This is a genomic window from Rhizobium sp. CCGE531 (assembly GCF_003627795.1).
Lineage (GTDB): Bacteria > Pseudomonadota > Alphaproteobacteria > Rhizobiales > Rhizobiaceae > Rhizobium.
In genome coordinates this window covers 2873400-2888232 of the sequence record NZ_CP032684.1, presented here as the reverse complement: position 1 = coordinate 2888232, position 14833 = coordinate 2873400, and the positions used below count along the sequence as shown (strand labels likewise).

14 protein-coding genes and 1 riboswitch are annotated in these 14833 nt (G+C 61.5%); of the genes, 5 read left to right on the top strand and 9 right to left on the bottom strand.

The window, feature by feature from the left end; genetic code table 11:
• Positions 1-46 precede the first annotated feature (46 nt).
• A riboswitch (Fluoride riboswitch) is annotated at positions 47-135 on the top strand.
• A 115-nt stretch (positions 136-250) separates the two neighbouring features.
• The 3 genes from CCGE531_RS14095 to CCGE531_RS14085 all read left to right on the top strand — a co-directional run bounded on the left by CCGE531_RS14095 (position 251) and on the right by CCGE531_RS14085 (position 3175).
• Entirely contained in the window at positions 251-1594 is a 1344-nt protein-coding gene (locus CCGE531_RS14095) for a voltage-gated chloride channel family protein (protein WP_120664722.1), read from the top strand.
• Positions 1595-1644: 50 nt separating this feature from the next.
• Positions 1645-2037 (top strand): fluoride efflux transporter CrcB, encoded by a 393-nt coding sequence (gene crcB / locus CCGE531_RS14090; RefSeq protein ID WP_120666838.1) that lies wholly within the window; start codon positions 1645-1647, stop codon positions 2035-2037.
• A 292-nt stretch (positions 2038-2329) separates the two neighbouring features.
• Positions 2330-3175 carry an aspartyl/asparaginyl beta-hydroxylase domain-containing protein gene (locus tag CCGE531_RS14085; RefSeq protein WP_120664721.1) on the top strand — a complete coding sequence of 282 codons (846 nt, stop codon included), beginning with the start codon at positions 2330-2332 and terminating at the stop codon, positions 3173-3175.
• 230 nt (positions 3176-3405) lie between these two features.
• Here CCGE531_RS14085 and CCGE531_RS14080 read toward each other — a convergent pair whose 3' ends face one another.
• Both CCGE531_RS14080 and CCGE531_RS14075 read right to left on the bottom strand, forming a co-directional pair.
• On the bottom strand, positions 3406-6729 hold the full coding sequence (locus CCGE531_RS14080) for a thiamine pyrophosphate-dependent enzyme (RefSeq protein WP_120664720.1): 3324 nt from the start codon (positions 6727-6729) through the stop codon (positions 3406-3408).
• A 217-nt stretch (positions 6730-6946) separates the two neighbouring features.
• Entirely contained in the window at positions 6947-7942 is a 996-nt protein-coding gene (locus tag CCGE531_RS14075; protein ID WP_120664719.1) for a sterol desaturase family protein, read from the bottom strand.
• A 133-nt stretch (positions 7943-8075) separates the two neighbouring features.
• Between CCGE531_RS14075 and aac(6') the strand changes: the two genes are divergently transcribed.
• On the top strand, positions 8076-8516 hold the full coding sequence (gene aac(6'), locus CCGE531_RS14070) for an aminoglycoside 6'-N-acetyltransferase (protein WP_120666836.1): 441 nt from the start codon (positions 8076-8078) through the stop codon (positions 8514-8516).
• Positions 8517-8542: 26 nt separating this feature from the next.
• Here the strand turns inward: aac(6') and CCGE531_RS14065 are convergent, their stop codons facing one another.
• Together CCGE531_RS14065 and CCGE531_RS14060 are read right to left on the bottom strand one after the other, a co-directional pair.
• Positions 8543-9205: a GNAT family protein gene (locus CCGE531_RS14065; RefSeq protein ID WP_120664718.1), complete on the bottom strand. Its 663-nt coding sequence runs from the start codon at positions 9203-9205 to the stop codon at positions 8543-8545.
• A gap of 81 nt (positions 9206-9286) precedes the next feature.
• Positions 9287-9970: a pyridoxamine 5'-phosphate oxidase family protein gene (locus CCGE531_RS14060; protein ID WP_120664717.1), complete on the bottom strand. Its 684-nt coding sequence runs from the start codon at positions 9968-9970 to the stop codon at positions 9287-9289.
• A gap of 94 nt (positions 9971-10064) precedes the next feature.
• Here CCGE531_RS14060 and CCGE531_RS14055 point away from each other — a divergent pair, with 94 nt between their 5' ends.
• A complete protein-coding gene (locus CCGE531_RS14055) occupies positions 10065-11492 on the top strand; it encodes a PLP-dependent aminotransferase family protein (protein ID WP_120664716.1) in 1428 nt (475 codons plus the stop codon).
• Here the strand turns inward: CCGE531_RS14055 and CCGE531_RS14050 are convergent.
• The 5 genes from CCGE531_RS14050 to CCGE531_RS14030 all read right to left on the bottom strand — a co-directional run bounded on the left by CCGE531_RS14050 (position 11482) and on the right by CCGE531_RS14030 (position 14821).
• Positions 11482-12045, bottom strand: coding sequence for an AraC family transcriptional regulator (locus tag CCGE531_RS14050; RefSeq protein ID WP_245458861.1), 564 nt, complete (start codon positions 12043-12045; stop codon positions 11482-11484). The two genes, CCGE531_RS14055 and CCGE531_RS14050, sit on opposite strands and share 11 nt — an antisense overlap.
• A gap of 83 nt (positions 12046-12128) precedes the next feature.
• Complete coding sequence (locus CCGE531_RS14045) at positions 12129-12710, bottom strand: histidine phosphatase family protein (RefSeq protein ID WP_120664715.1); 582 nt, start codon at positions 12708-12710, stop codon at positions 12129-12131.
• Between the two features lie 131 nt (positions 12711-12841).
• Positions 12842-13048 carry a hypothetical protein gene (locus tag CCGE531_RS14040; RefSeq protein WP_120664714.1) on the bottom strand — a complete coding sequence of 69 codons (207 nt, stop codon included), beginning with the start codon at positions 13046-13048 and terminating at the stop codon, positions 12842-12844.
• Positions 13045-13791 (bottom strand): COG4280 domain-containing protein, encoded by a 747-nt coding sequence (locus CCGE531_RS14035; RefSeq protein WP_120664713.1) that lies wholly within the window; start codon positions 13789-13791, stop codon positions 13045-13047. The genes CCGE531_RS14040 and CCGE531_RS14035 overlap by 4 nt, the downstream gene beginning before the upstream one ends.
• A gap of 130 nt (positions 13792-13921) precedes the next feature.
• On the bottom strand, positions 13922-14821 hold the full coding sequence (locus tag CCGE531_RS14030) for a MurR/RpiR family transcriptional regulator (RefSeq protein ID WP_120664712.1): 900 nt from the start codon (positions 14819-14821) through the stop codon (positions 13922-13924).
• Positions 14822-14833 lie beyond the last annotated feature (12 nt).

Sequence of the window (14833 nt, the reverse complement as noted above, 5' to 3'; positions counted from 1 at the left end):
GGTCTGCCACGGTACATTGACAGCGGTGGGGCTGTTTCTGTATGGAAATTCCAACGGTAATGGATTTCTGCCGGGCCATGGTGGCCGAACCGCTGCTCTGATTTTTCCAGGGAAGCTGATGACTCCTACTCAACGCGCCTGAAAGGCGAAGGAGTAGAGTCGTGCCTGTTTTCCTGCCGTTATCCCGCTCATGTCTCTTATCCACTGTCCCCGCAGGACCATCCCTCGGCTTTGCGGGAGGGGCAAACTGATGTCCGCCTCCGCCTATTTTCATCATCGCTTTCAGCAGTTTCGCAGCCTGTTCAAATGGATAGTCCTGGTCGTACCGATGGCGGTTGTCGTCGGCTCACTCTGCGCGCTGTTTCTTTGGAGCTTGGACAAGGCGACGGCTGATCGGTTCGACCATCCCTGGCTGATCTTCCTCATGCCGGTTGCCGGTTTCCTGATGGTGCTGGTCTATCAGCACTTCGGCCGAGGATCGGAAGGCGGCAACAATCTGATCGTCGACCAGATTCACGAGCCCGGCGGCGGCGTGCCGTTGCGCATGGCGCCCTTCATCCTGGTTTCGACGGTCTTGACGCATCTGGTCGGCGGTTCGGCGGGACGCGAGGGAACGGCGGTGCAGCTCGGCGGCAGCGTTGCCAGCGCATTCGCCAGAATTTTCCGGCTTAGCCATGCCGAGATCCGCATTCTCCTCATGGCGGGGATCGCCGCGGGTTTCGGCGCGGTCTTCGGCACACCGATCGCAGGTGCCGTCTTCGCTCTCGAAGTTCTAACGATCGGGCGCATGCAATATGAAGCGCTGATCCCGAGCCTGGCGGCAGCGATCGCGGCCGATTGGACCTGCCATGCCTGGGGCATCGAACACATCCAGTACCGGATCGGCTACCTCGCCGGCACACCGGCCGGTACCTTCCATCTCGATGCGCCGCTGCTTGCCAAGGTCGGTATTGCCGGCGTGATCTTCGGCCTGATGGCGCGCTCATTCAGCGAGGTCTCGCATCGGGCGTCGGCGGCATTCAAGCGCTTCTGCGCCTATGCGCCGCTCAGGCCTGTCATCGCCAGTGCGATATTGATCGGTCTCGTCTATCTGCTCGGCACGCGGCAATATCTCGGGCTTGGCGTCTGGTCGCCCAATCCTGGCGATGCGACGATCCTCGGTTTCTTCGATCCGGCCCATGTCGATTACTGGAGCTGGTTCTGGAAGGCCGTCTTCACGATCGTGACACTGAGTGCCGGCTTCAAGGGCGGGGAGGTGACACCTTTGTTCTTCATTGGTGCCGCTCTTGGTAACGCGCTTGCCGCCATTCTCGGCGCGCCGGCCGATCTCTTTGCTGGGTTGGGTTTCGTCGCCGTCTTTGCCGGCGCGACCAATACGCCGCTTGCCTGCATGATCATGGGCATCGAGCTCTTCGGCGCGACGCATACCGTCTATCTCGCCGTCGCCTGCTTCCTTGCCTATATCTGTAGCGGCCATACCAGCATCTATCTGTCGCAGCGGCTCGGCATCGCCAAGAGTGCTGCTTCCGGTAATATCCCCGCCGATACGCCGCTTCGCCATATTGGCGAGCGCGACCTGAAGACGCGGCGATAAAATGCCCATAAGGTCGGAAAGGTTTGACGCAAGGACGGCTGGAGGTTGTCGTGCTCTATCTTGTCGTGTTTCTCGGTGCCGGATTGGGTGGCGCGTTCCGCCTCGGTATCAACGAGATCGTTGCTCGCCTGCTCGGGGCCGAATTTCCGTTCGGCACACTCATCATCAATGTCGTTGGGCCATTCGTCATGGGGTTGCTGACGGAATATTTCGCCTTGCGCGGCGGTGTGTCGCAGGAGGGGCGATTGTTTCTGACAACAGGCGTTCTGGGCGGCTTCACGACGTTTTCGACCTTTGCGCTGGAAAGCGTCATGCTGTGGGAGCGCGGCCAATGGATACCGTCCGCCGCCTATGTCGCCTTGTCTGTTTTCCTGTCGATCGGGGCTCTGATGGCGGGGCTTGCAATTGTCCGGCTAATAATTCAGGCTCAAACTGTTTCGTGATTGGAGATCGGCAGATTTCGCCGCATTTTTGCCGATTCTGAGGTGAATCCCTCTCGAGAATCGCGGAGATTCATTCCACGCAAACCACCACTCGTTGCGAACGGACTCTCTTGCGAAATTCGACTGATCAACTCATATAATCGCCTATCATGATCACCGCATAACAAAGGAGTCGGGCGTCAATCCGAGAAGAACGGCGAGCATTATTAGTGTCGAGCCGGTTCTCATTCCGGGATTCGGATGCAGATTCCCCGGGCCAACCTTCCTCCCGGACCGCCCCCAAAAGACAGACATGACGGAGAGTCCCTTGAGCGCACCTGCTCCCACTTCCAACCAATCTCCTACTCCGGAACAGACCTTCGGCACGGCCGGCATCGCGCCGATGGATCGCGCGAGCGCCATGACCCGCTTTTTCATGGGCATCGTCGCCTGGGCCGAAAGCCTCAATCTGAAATATGCCAAGCTCGGCAATCCGCCGGTCTATGACACCGCGACCTTCCCCTGGGCGGCCGAGATCGAGAAGGATTATCCGGCGATCCGCGCCGAGCTTGAAAAGGTGCTGCTGCGCCAGAGCGAGCTGCCGACCTTCCAGGATATCTCCACCGATGTGAAGACCATCTCGACCGATACCCGCTGGAAGACCTTCTTCCTCCTCGGTTTCGGCGTGAAGTCCGAGCAGAACGTCAAAGCGTGCCCGAATACCTGGGCGGCCGTGCAGAAGATACCGGGCCTGACGACGGCGATGTTCTCGATCTTCGAACCGGGCAAGCATCTTCCGGCGCATCGCGGCCCCTATAATGGCGTGCTTCGCCTGCATCTCGGCCTCATCGTGCCGGAGCCGAACGAGAAGCTCGCCATCCGTGTCGACAAGCAGGTTTGCCATTGGCAGGAAGGCAAGGCGCTGATTTTCGACGACGCCTATGAGCATGAAGCCTGGAACCATTCCGACAAGACCCGCGTCGTGCTCTTCGTCGATTTCGTCAAGCCGCTGAAATTCCCGGCCCGCATCGTCAACTGGGCCCTGATGAACCTGGCGATCTTCACGCCCTTCATCAAGGAAGGCCTCGACAATCACAAGGAATGGGAAAAGAAGTTCTACGCCGAGGCTGAGGCATTCAGAAATCGCCCGAAGGCCTGATCTCATCGGCTGGCGAATTTGACGAAAACCCCGGAACCCTAACGGATTCCGGGTTTTATTTTGGTTGACCGGAGGCAGGCGTTAAGCAGGCTTATCCGTCTCTTCGGTGTCGTCGTTATCGTCATCGGCCGGCTGACCGCATAGGTAGGGAAAGCCATATGCAACGCGCGCGGCCAATCGGCCGCGCCGCATTTGAATGACGATTAAGACCGCCTGGAATGGCGCCTTGGCTACTTCACCGTCCGCACGATTGCCGCGCCCGCCGTCATGCCGCCGCCGAAGGCAACCAGGCCAAGGTTCATGGGCTCGGAGCGCTCGCTGGCGACATGCAGCATGGCAAGCGGAATGCTTGACGAGCTGGTGTTGCCATAGGTCTCGATGACGCTCAATGCCGGGCGGCCGCTGCGCTTGGCAATGGTGTCAATGATGCGCTGGTTCGCCTGGTGCGGCACCAGCAGATCGAGATTGGCAAGCTCGATGCCTGCATCGACGCAGGCGTTTTCGATCGAGCGGGTCATCGAGTGCACGGCTTCGGTGAAGACCGAGCGGCCGTTCATCGCGATGACGCCATCATCAGGCAGCGGAACGTAGAGCAGGTCGCCCGGCTCCGGCCGGCCGCTGACGATCGGGCGGCTCGCGGTAAAGAGCGGATTGCGCGCCATGTCGCGGCTGGTCACGAGGCTGGCCGTGGCGGCATCGCCGAAGAGGATCGCCGTGGAGAAATCGTTCATGTCGAGCAGCGGCGACAAGACTTCCGAGGTGATGATGAGCACCTTGGCGTCGCTCTGCTGCGCGATGAAATCATAGGCCTGCTGCAGCGCGTAGAGATAGCCGGAGCAGGCGGCCCCCATATCATAGGCGGCAAGCGAAGGCCGCACGCCATCTTCGGCGACGGCAACCGCAACGCGGCTTGCCAGCGACGGCGTGGCGATGTCGGGCGTTCCGGTGGCGGCAATCACGAGATCGATATCGTGGATCGACATCTTGTTCTGCCGCAGGAGATCGCGCGCTGCCTTCGTGGCGAGGCTCAGCGTGCCTTCCTCGGGGCCGACCCAGAAGCGGCTCTTGATGCCGGTCAGCGCGAGAATCTCGTCAGCGCGGCGGTTCGGCCAATTATGGATGATCTCTTCATTGGTGACACGGCGGGCACCTGTCGCGAAACCGATGCCGTTGATGACGACTTCCGAGAAATTGCTGGAATGACGACGCAGCGCCGGAATGACGTGCGACTTCAGGCGGCGCAGCACGAATTTGTTCTGGATTTCGGAGGCGAGCGCGAAATTCTGCTCGCTCAGATCGCGATTGGCGTCGACGGTCAGAAGCGGACTGTCGGTGGCGATCTGGTCGCCGACCTTGGCGAAGACCTCCTGCACGACGCCGCCGATGTTGGCGCAGATCTCGACCGAGGCTTTCGTCGCCTCGACGACGGCCACGAGCTGGCCGACCTCGATCTTGTCGCCGGGCTTGACGAACAGATCCGTCACCAGGACGTTTTCGTCGGCAGGGCCGGAGCCGATCGCCTTGATGGCCGCCGTCGGACCACTGTCGTCCTCTTCGTGCCAGGTCACCTCGCATTCGAGGACTTCGGCCATCAGGTCGACCAGCTTGCGGTAAGAGGGCAGGGTCTCGAGCTGATTGCGGAAGTTGAACGGGATATGGGCGTCCGAGCGCGCGAGCCTGCGCACGACAACGGGCACATCGGTCTTTTCGGTAACGGTGGCGATGATTTCCGCGCCCATGCCGACGGTGCGATTGTCCTCATGGACGACGATCAGGCGGCGGGTGCGTCTTGCGCTCGCCAGCACTTCCTTCTCGTCCCAAGGCGAGATCGAGCGGAGATCGATCACCTCGACGGAAAAGCCCTGGGCCTCGAAAGCGCTTGCGGCATTGGCGCAGAGCGAAACCGTATTGCCATAGCTGACGAGCGTGATGTCACGGCCGCGGGCGACATGGCGCGACAGTCCGGGATGGACGAAATGCTTGTCGAGATCCTCGGAGGTGCGGCCGTCGGAATTATTGAGGACTGCCTTGGGATAGAGGAAGACCGTGGGGCGTCGCGACTCGAAGGCGGCGTTGAGAAGCCCGGCGGCGTCGCCGGCGCTGGAAGGCATGACGACGTCGATGCCGGGCGTATGCGCCAGCATCCCCTCGAAGCTCTGGGCATGGAATGGACCGAGGCCCGGCTTATAGCCGCCGCAGCTCACCATCAGGATCACGGGTGCTTCCCACGCGCCGCCGGTGCGCCAGAACATGCTGCCCATTTCCGAGACGATCTGGTTGTAGGCAAGCGGCAGGAAATCGGCGAACTGCAGGAAGGCGACGGGGCGCTGCCCGGCCAGCGCACGACCGACGGCGGTGCCGACGATGGTGGATTCGCTGAGAGCGGCGTTGCGCACGCGATCGGGATATTTCGTGCTGAGGCCACGGGTGACGCCGAAGACATCGCCCTTCGGATCTTCGATATCCTGGCCGAACAGAACGACATCGGCGTTAGCGGCAAGCTGCTTGTCGAGGACGGCATTCAGCGCCTCGCGCATCGTCAGCGTCGATGCTTTTTCATTGCCGCGATATTCCGTTTTTTCGTCGAAGGAAGCGGGATAGGGGGCCTTCGCGTCGGGCTCGACGGTAGGCGCATCTTCCTTGCGCGCGAGGGCGGCTTCCGCCTGGACCTCGGCCGTCAGCTCCTGCTCGATCTTCAGGAGCGCGTCGGCGTCGATGCCTGCCTTCTGCAGCATCGCCCGCAAGTTCGGCAGCGGGTCGCGCGAGGAGCCGGCCTCGATTTCGAGCAGGGTGCGATAGGTCTTCTGATCATCGGCGTTGGTGTGGTCGGACAGCCGCTCGACATTGAGGAGCACGATGCTCGGCGTGCGATTGTTGCGGCTGTGGCGGACCGCCTTGTGAAAGGCCTCGCGCGACGCCCGCAGGTCGTCGCCATCGGTGCGGATGATCTCGACGCCGTAGAAGCTGGGGGCCGGGCCGCCGGGAAGGTCGAAGAAGGTCTGCTTGCTCGTCCTTGTCGAAATCGAGAAACTGTTATCCTCGATGACGAAGACGACGGGATACTGGCCGCGCACGGCCTCGGCGACCGCTTCGACGAACTCGCCCTGCTGGGTGGTGCCGTCGCCGACGCAACAGATGGCAATCGGCATGCCGGGCCTGTGCTTCAAGGACGCGGCAACGCCGGCGGCGTGCAGCGCATTGTTGCCGACGGGGCCGACGATGGAGGTGATGTTGAGAGCGCGGGAGGAAAGATGCGCGCTCATCTGCCGACCGGCGGAGTGGGAGCTGGCTGTGGCGAGCAGGCTGGAGAAGAACTCACGAATGGGCATGCCGCGCGCCAGCATCAATGCCTTGTCGCGATAATGGAGATGCAGCCAGTCGTCGTCCTGAAGAAACTCGTTGAGCAGCGCCGTAGACTCATGTCCGGCGCCGGACACATGGAAATGTGCTATGCCCTGCTTGATGAATTCTCGCTCAAGACGGTCTATTTCTCTGGAAACGAAAAATATTCTATGAAGTTGCTTGAGGTATTCTGTTGTAAACCTCCCTTCCATCTCAATGATTTTCCTAATCTTTCGCCTAAATCAACTGAAGGGACCTAGGTAGACCCCCGCGCCGCCTTTTTCAATACACGTTAAATGACAATATCTTTTCAGTTTGAAATCGAAATACGTGGATTGCCGGGCTGGAGTTTTTCGGGATGTTTCTATCCACAGGCGCGGACGACAAAACAACGCGCGGATGCCGAGCCGGTGTTTTGTCGAAAGCGCGTCAGCCTGATTTGCGGATCGAGGCGTTGTCGCGCGGCCTTGCGGCAGTGGCCCTTGCGGCCTGTTCTTCCTTGAGGATCAGCTCTTTCGGCTTCTTGCCGATGATCTCTTTCCGACCCTTTCTGGAGAAGGGTTGTGCGAGCTGGGCGAGGAAGCCCCTGGCGACCTTGCCGGTGATGCCGATGTCCGTGGAGGAGGCGCGGGGCGGATTATGGAAGGTGCCGAGTAGCTGATCCCAGATCACGAGGTTTTCCCCATAATTCGTATTGCCTTCGGCGAGCACCTTGGAATGATGCCAGCGATGCAGGCGCGGAGTCGAGAATATGAGGTCGAGCGGGCCGGTGCGCATGTCGACGTTGCAATGGGTGAGCAGACCGATGAAGGCCGTGACCGCGCCGATCCAGAGGAAGACCGGTAACGGCGCACCCAGCAGGTAAAGCGGGATCTGGCCGAGCGCGATCTTGAACAGCGTGTCGATGACGTGGAAACGGCCCGTGTTGATGACCCAAAGGCGCTCGACGCTGTGATGCAGCGCATGGAAGCGCCATAGCGACAGATGCTCATGCGCGAGACGATGGGCCATATAGAGGCCGAATTCGGCGATGACCAGACCGAGCGCCACCTGGAATATCATCGGCCACTGATCCGGCCAGAAATGTGAATGATAGCTCAACGCCGGCTGCGCGACGGTCGCAACCGCCATCGGGAAGGAGGTTCCGATCGCGGCGGCGATCTGCACGCCACCCTTGGTCAGCAGCGTGTGGGCAACATCGTTGAAGGTTTCGCCATCGCGCTGCAGCCAGGTCCGCTCATAGGGCATGAGCCTTTCGAACAGGGCAATCAGCACCACCATCGACAGATAGACGACGTTGAACCAGAGGAGATGCATGTCCGACTGGAAGGCGAGATAGGCGCCGGTCAATCCCGCGCAGAAGATGGCGGGCCACAAAAGGGACGAAACAGCAGCGTAAAGACGCGAACTGCTTTGAAATCTCATTCCATCATCCTCAGATTCTGATCAGCGAAAAATGTGCGCGTGAATATGCGCGATATGTAGCGTGATGATTGTGGAGTCGAAAGCGAAATTTTTCCGGTCGGTGGCGACGGGCAGTTGGAAGGGAGGCCGAAACATGCGGATAGAGAAGGCCGGACACGAGCATCTGGAGGGTTGGGTGGGCCTGCGCGCGGAGCTTTGGCCCGACGATTCGCTTGAACATCACCGCGCGGAACTTGCGCAGTTTCGCTCCAATGAAAACGGTATTGCCTTCGTGGCGATCGATGCTGCTGGTCATATTGTCGGTTTTGCCGAAGCGACATTGCGGCACGATTACGTCAACGGCTGCGAGACATCTCCGGTCCTGTTCCTCGAAGGCATCTATGTGCGCCCGGAAAATCGGCGTGAAGGAATTGGGCAGGCGCTTTGCCAGGCTATCGCCGCCTGGGGGCGAAATGCCGGCTGCGTGGAATTTGCCTCGGATGCGCTGATCGACAATCTCGCGAGCCATGCTTTCCATGCGGCGCTCGGCTTCGTCGAAACCCGGCGCGTGGTCTATTTCCGCAAGCTGCTATAGTCCGGAGCCGCGGGGAGCAATTGTACTCAAGCGAATGTCAGCTTGGTCTTCTGCTGTCCGGCCGCGTCGAAATTCTCCGGGGCGAGCCAGCGTTCGTAACCGGCCTTCAGTCGCGGCCAATCGGCGTCGGTCATGGCAAACCAGGCGGTATCGCGGTTCTGGCCCTTGGCGACCATATGCTGGCGGAAGATGCCTTCGAAGACGAAACCGAAGCGTTCGGCCGCCTGCTTCGATGGTTCATTGAGATTGTTGCACTTCCATTCGAAGCGGCGATAGCCGAGCCTATCGAAGACATAGGATGCGAACAAATAAAGCGTTTCGGTGGTCACGCGGCTGCGGGCGATCGCGGGTCCCCACAGGATGCTGCCGATCTCGATGACGCCATGCGCATTATCGATGCGCATCAATGCCTGCCTGCCTTCGGCGCGTCCCGTGCGCTTGTCGATGGTCGCGAAGAACAGCGGATCGGCGCTGGATGCGGCTTTCTCGAGCCAGGGAGAAAAGGCGGCATGATCGGCCGGCGCATCCTCGAAGAGATAGCGGAAGCGATCTTCCGCGCCGGGTGCCCGGGCGGAGGCAAAGAGATCCTCGCCATGACGGGTCGCGTCAAGCGGCTCGATTCGAGCGTAGCGGCCTTCCAGGGTAATCCGTTCCGGGCGAGCCACGCCCTTCCAGTTTGCAAGATCCATGTCAAAGTCCTTTGGTCATCAAATGCAGCTTAGAGCAATTCCAGGAAAAGTGCGCAGCGGTTTTCCGTCCGGAATTGCGTTCTAGCGTAATCGGCCCGATTGTATCAGGTCTGTAAGGGATTGCGGCAGCTCCATCCCGTCGGGCAAGCCGGGGGCGGGCTGTGGCGGCAGCAAACTGCTTTCGATGGGCAGGACGCCGGCCCAGACGGGATGATCTGCCTCGTCCATATCACCCGGCGGCCCATTGCGGATCTTGGCGGAGGCCTCGTCGATCTTCATTCGCATCACCGAGGTCGCCTTCACTTCCTGCGTGGTCATCGGTCTTAAACTGTCCCAGCGGCCGGGAAACAGGTCTTCGACGAAACGGCGCAGCGCATCGGTCTTCTCGTCGAGATCATCGACCAGCCGGGCCGTGCCGAAGACCATGGCCGAACGATAGTTGACGGAGTGATTGAAGGCGGAGCGGGCAAGCACATAACCATCCATGATGCTGCAGGTCAGGCAGGCCGGCATGTCTTCGGCAGCGCGCAGGAAGCGGCTGGCGGCGGAGCCGTGCCAATAGACGTAATCGTCCTCCCGCCAATGCAGGGTCGGCGTGACATAGGGCGCGCCGTTGATGACATAGCCGACGTGACAGAGTGGGGCGGCATCCAGAATGGCGTGAACATCGGCATGGGCGTGGCTGCCGCGCTTCGGGCTGCGCCGGATGCGGGTGCGCTCGGTGGTCGGATAGTCCTTGGTGTCGGGCGGGTAGAGATCGGCCATGTCGTCCTCGTCGATTGAGCGTTGATCTCTGTCAGCAAAGAGGTAGGCTATAAACTGCCAGTTTTTTGATTTTAAGCAGACCAGTTGAGGTTTCATGATATCTGCGGCGCAGTGGCCGGCACTCGACCGGACTTCGGGTGATCTGGAGGGGCAAGTCTATCGCCTGATGCGCGACCGCATCCTTCACGGACAGATGCCGGCGGGGCAGCGCGTGCCGTCGACACGGACGATGGCCCTTTCGCTCGGCGTCGCGCGTTCGACCGTCGTCAATGCCTATGATCGCCTGAAGGCGGAGGGCTATCTGCAATCGGCGACCGGTGCCGCAACGCGCGTCGCTGCCTTCCCGTCGGCGCCCTTGTCCGGGCAGGCCGCTGCGCCACTACCGAACCAGCCGCGGGTTACTGAATTCAAAACCGGAGGATTGTTCGAACCGGGCGTGCCGGATGTGTCAGCCTTTCCTCATGCTGCCTGGGCGCGTTGTCTGGGTGCCCGTGGCCGTTCTTTGCGGGTGCATGATCTCGGCTACCGCGATCATGGCGGTGTCCGCGAGTTGCGCGAAGCCATCCTCGATCATATCGCCGCGACGCGCGGCGTGGTCGCCCGTCCCGAACAGGTCCTGATCGTGCCGTCGACGGGCGCTGCGATCGGGCTGCTTGCGAGCGTGCTGATCCGTGCCGGAGATCCGGGCGGTGATGTGGTCTGGATGGAGGATCCCGGTTATGCCACTGCGCAGGCGATCCTGCGGATGGCCGGAGCCAACCTCGTGCCGGTGCCTTGCGATGCAGAGGGCATCGATATCGCGCGTGGTACCGGGCTGTCGCGGCGGCTGATCTATGTCACGCCTTCGCACCAGTATCCGACCGGCGTCACCATGAGCCTGCCGCGCCGTCTCGCCTTGCTCGAATTTGCCCGGGCCAATGGCGCGATCGTGCTGGAAGACGATTACGACAGCGAGTTCCAGTATGCCTCGCGCCCGATTGCCGCCTTGCAGGGCATCGACCGCGGCGAGGTGGTTGCCTATGTCGGCACGTTTTCGAAAACGCTCGCGCCCGGCCTGCGTGTCGCCTATGCCGTCGTGCCCTCCCGGTTGGTGGCGGCGACCGAGGCGGCGCAGCGGCTGAGGGGCGCTGTCGTGCCTGTCCATATCCAGGCGGCGCTTGCCGATTTCATGCGAGAGGGACGGTTCCGCGCGCATCTGCGGCAGATGAATACCATTTATGCCGAGCGCATGGCGGCAACTGTCGAGGCGCTTAATCGCCATTGCGGCGCTTGGCTGGAGGTTGGAGCGGGCGGCGGCGGGCTGCAGCTGGCAAGCTGGTTTCGAGACACAAAGACCGATGATGTCGCCGTCGCGCGGATCATCAACGCCAATGGTTTCGCTGTTCGGCCGATATCGGCGCTGTATCTCGGCCCTGCGCGACCCGGACTGCTGTTCGGTATCGCCCGCATGGAGGCCCAGGCCGCGGATGGGGCGGCTGCCAAAATTGCCAGGCTGCTTGCGACGATGCCGGTCAGCGCCTGAGAAACATCGCCCGGTATTCGCGCGGGGTCATGTCCTTCAGCTTTTTGAACTGTCTGTTGAAGTTGGCGAGCGAACTATAGCCTACGGCATCGCTGATATGGTGGACGGCTTGATCGGTGGAGGAGAGGCGGGCGCAGGCATCGCCGATGCGCATGCGCATGAGATAGTCCGATATCGTCCCGCCGGTATGGCGGCGAAACATGCGATGCAGGCCGGAGACGCTGAGCGCCGCGATATCAGCGAGTTCATCGAGGCTGATCGCGCGGACATAGTGGAGATGCATGTGCGTCAGCACGCGGTCGATGCGCTCGCGGCTTTCCTTGAGGTCCGGCGCCTGCGCCGGGGCGCTGGCAAGCGGCGTTGCCTGGCGGTCTTCAGAGACCCTGACCAGAATGCCGAGTAAAGACAAGAGGCGCTCGACGGGCGGCTTTTCGAAAATGGTTTCGAAGGCAGGGCGGACGGCGGCGGCGGTTATCTCCGAAAAGCGCAGGCCCCTGTCTCCGCGCTGCAGCATCGCTTCGATCGATCGGAATTCGACGGCGCCGCCCGTCATCTGTAACAGCCATTCGCGATTGAACCACAGCAGCGACCCCGCGGCCGCTCGAGATGCTTATGGAGATGTGGCGGATCGCTGCGTCAGATCTCATTCCAGCGGCGGATGACCGGCTCGGTCAGATCATGTTCGTAGCCGAGTACGCTGATGCTTGTGGTATCGAGAACCAGATGCGCGCCGCCTTCCGGCGGCAGGCCGACCCAGCGGGCGGCGAAAATGCGCAGGAAATGGGCGCTGGAGAAAATCAGGACGGAGCCGTCGATGCCGCGAAGTTCGCCGATGATCCGGTCGGCGCGCGCGCCGACGTCGGCGGCCATTTCGCCGTTCGGGCAGCCGTCGCGAAAGACCTGCCAGCCCGGGCGTTCGGCAAGGATCGCCTTGGTGGTGATGCCCTCATAGGCGCCGTAATCCCATTCCGCCAGATCGTCTTTGACGACGCGGCGATCACCGAAGCCGGCCAGCGTGCAGGTATTCTGAGCGCGCTGCGAGGGGCTCGACCAGACGGCGGCGAAATCGATTTGGGGTAGGCGACCGGCGACCTTGCGAGCGGCTTCCTCGCCGGCAGCGGTGAGCGGAATATCGGTTCGGCCGGTGTGCCTGCCGGAGAGGCTCCACTCCGTCTGTCCGTGGCGTACGAGATAGACTTCGGGATAGGCGCTGCTCATGCCGGTTTTCCTTTTCGCTTGATGTGCGGAATTCTTCGCATCTGCGAAGAGTTCTGTCGAGAGTTAAGGCTGTTCGGTATGCGTCGTGACAACTCTCTGCAAATCCAAGCTCTTGCAGAGGGTTGTGAATCTCATCGTTTCACGGCGCGACGGACGCTGTAAAACAGGATGGCGAGGCAGCCGATCAGCAGGAGAGAGCCGCCCACAAGCGGCGGCATGGCGAGAAACTCCACCGCTCCGGCTATCGCGAGGATGAGGACAAGGCAGAGCGTGGCGAGACTGCCGTCATCAATGAACATGCCGATAAGCTCGGACAGGGCAATGCGGAGGACGGTCATTGGGCTGCCTTTGCTGTCGGGTTGCCGCGCAGGCCGCGGATGATGGCGTAGGAGGCGAGGGAGACGATCGCGAAGATGGCGATCAGCGCGAGATCCGCACCAGGCCAGTGCGCGCCGATGCCTTCACCGGTCCAGAAGATGCCGAAGCTGGTGAGCATGAGGCCGACGACGAATTTGAGGGTATTTTCCGGCACGCTGGCGAGCGGGCGGTGGACCAGCAGGCCGATCAGCATGACGACAACGAAGGCGGCAAGCGCGCCGAGGCCGGCATAGAGCGTGAGGCCATGCGCACCGCCGACGGCGATGACGATGAACACCACTTCGACACCTTCCAGCAGCACCGCCTTGAAGGCGGCGAGGCCGGCCAGATAGTCGGCACGGCGATCGGTGGACTGCGCCTGCAATGCCGCAGTCTCTTTCGAGAAGGCCGCCTCCTCGTCGTGCAAGGCGATGACGCCGAGCGAGCGGAGAATGGCTTTGCGCAGCCAGCGCATGCCGAAGAGGATGAGGAGAACGCCGACGACGAATTGCAGCGTTTCGATGGGTATCAATGCCAGCAATGGCCCGAAAATGAGGACGAGGGCGGCCAGCACGGCAAGGGCAAGTGCCGCGCCGGTCAGCGCGGGACGCCAGCTTCGCGTGACGCCGACGGCAAGGACGATGGTGAAGGCCTCCACGACCTCGACGAACGAGGCAAGGAAGGATGCCGTCACGGTAGAGAGAATGGGTGTGAGGCTGTTCATGAAATGATTCCCTTATGACGATTAGGGATTTGAATTTGCGTGATATTTCCCGAAGGGCTCTTCTTGATGTTTTGGATTAGCTTGCGGGTGCGAGGATAAACGCGCTTTGAGCTGGTGGCCGGCTTGCGGCTCATTTGCGTTTCCTCGTGCCGCGCTTGCTCCACGCCTTGTCGATCGCGCCGCGCAATTGGCTGAGCTGATCAAGGCTGTCGACGGCTGCTTTCTTGCCCTTTGCCGCCAGCGCGACGATCAATGCCTCGATCAGCACCATCGTGCCGGCATGCATGGCGAGGTGGCCGGCATTGCCGCGCGGGACGGGAAGGACTTCCTCCACCTTATCGGCAATGAGCGGGCCAAGGTCATCGCTGACGAGTATGACCGGCACGCCATGTTTGCCGGCGTGCTCCAGCAGCACCTCGACCTCGCGATAGAGCGGGGCATAGGCCATCATCAGCACGACGTCGCCTTTGCCTATCCAGAGCAGGCGATCCGCCATCGCGATGCCCGACGCCGAAAGCGCATGGGTCGGCAGGCCGATGCGGTTGAACTGCAGGCTGACATAATCCGCCATCGCGCCCGAAGGGCCGATGCCGAAGACATGGCGCCGCGCCGCGCTTGCCAGAATATCGACGCTGCGTCCGAAACTTACGGCAAACCCTTCACGTCGCAAGACCTCCAGGGCCTGTTCATGCATGCCGATGACATGGCGAAGTGCGTCGTTGGCCTGACTGCCGGTTTCAGCCAGCGTGCGCTCCATCCGTGTTCCGGGTGAGGGCGTTCCCGTCAGCTCCGCAAGCACGGCGCCCCGCAGCGCCGACAGGCTTTCGAAGCCGAGGGTGCGCGCCGTGCGCACAACGGTGGCGTCGCTGGTGCCGGCGAGCTGCGCGATCTGGGCAGCCGAGTTCAGCAAGGTTGCCTGCTTCTGGTCGATAAAGAAGCGGGCAATGCGTTGCTCCGCAGGCGCCAGCGTTTCGATCACGCCGAGAATGCGGTTGTCGAACGTGTGAGAATTCTGTGTCTTCTCTTCCATCGCATGTCTTTG

What these genes read in the sequence shown, in the direction of transcription:
- CCGE531_RS14085 (WP_120664721.1), top strand. Translation starts at nt 2,330, where the DNA reads ATGACGGAGAGTCCCTTGAGCGCACCTGCTCCCACTTCCAACCAATCT.
- CCGE531_RS14050 (WP_245458861.1), bottom strand. Translation starts at nt 12,045, where the DNA reads ATGACGGGCGGCGCCGTCGAATTCCGATCGATCGAAGCGATGCTGCAG.
- CCGE531_RS14040 (WP_120664714.1), bottom strand. Translation starts at nt 13,048, where the DNA reads ATGACCGTCCTCCGCATTGCCCTGTCCGAGCTTATCGGCATGTTCATT.
- CCGE531_RS14060 (WP_120664717.1), bottom strand. Translation starts at nt 9,970, where the DNA reads ATGGCCGATCTCTACCCGCCCGACACCAAGGACTATCCGACCACCGAG.
- CCGE531_RS14095 (WP_120664722.1), top strand. Translation starts at nt 251, where the DNA reads ATGTCCGCCTCCGCCTATTTTCATCATCGCTTTCAGCAGTTTCGCAGC.
- CCGE531_RS14065 (WP_120664718.1), bottom strand. Translation starts at nt 9,205, where the DNA reads ATGGATCTTGCAAACTGGAAGGGCGTGGCTCGCCCGGAACGGATTACC.
- CCGE531_RS14035 (WP_120664713.1), bottom strand. Translation starts at nt 13,791, where the DNA reads ATGAACAGCCTCACACCCATTCTCTCTACCGTGACGGCATCCTTCCTT.
- CCGE531_RS14080 (WP_120664720.1), bottom strand. Translation starts at nt 6,729, where the DNA reads ATGGAAGGGAGGTTTACAACAGAATACCTCAAGCAACTTCATAGAATA.
- CCGE531_RS14045 (WP_120664715.1), bottom strand. Translation starts at nt 12,710, where the DNA reads ATGAGCAGCGCCTATCCCGAAGTCTATCTCGTACGCCACGGACAGACG.
- CCGE531_RS14055 (WP_120664716.1), top strand. Translation starts at nt 10,065, where the DNA reads ATGATATCTGCGGCGCAGTGGCCGGCACTCGACCGGACTTCGGGTGAT.
- CCGE531_RS14030 (WP_120664712.1), bottom strand. Translation starts at nt 14,821, where the DNA reads ATGGAAGAGAAGACACAGAATTCTCACACGTTCGACAACCGCATTCTC.
- CCGE531_RS14075 (WP_120664719.1), bottom strand. Translation starts at nt 7,942, where the DNA reads ATGAGATTTCAAAGCAGTTCGCGTCTTTACGCTGCTGTTTCGTCCCTT.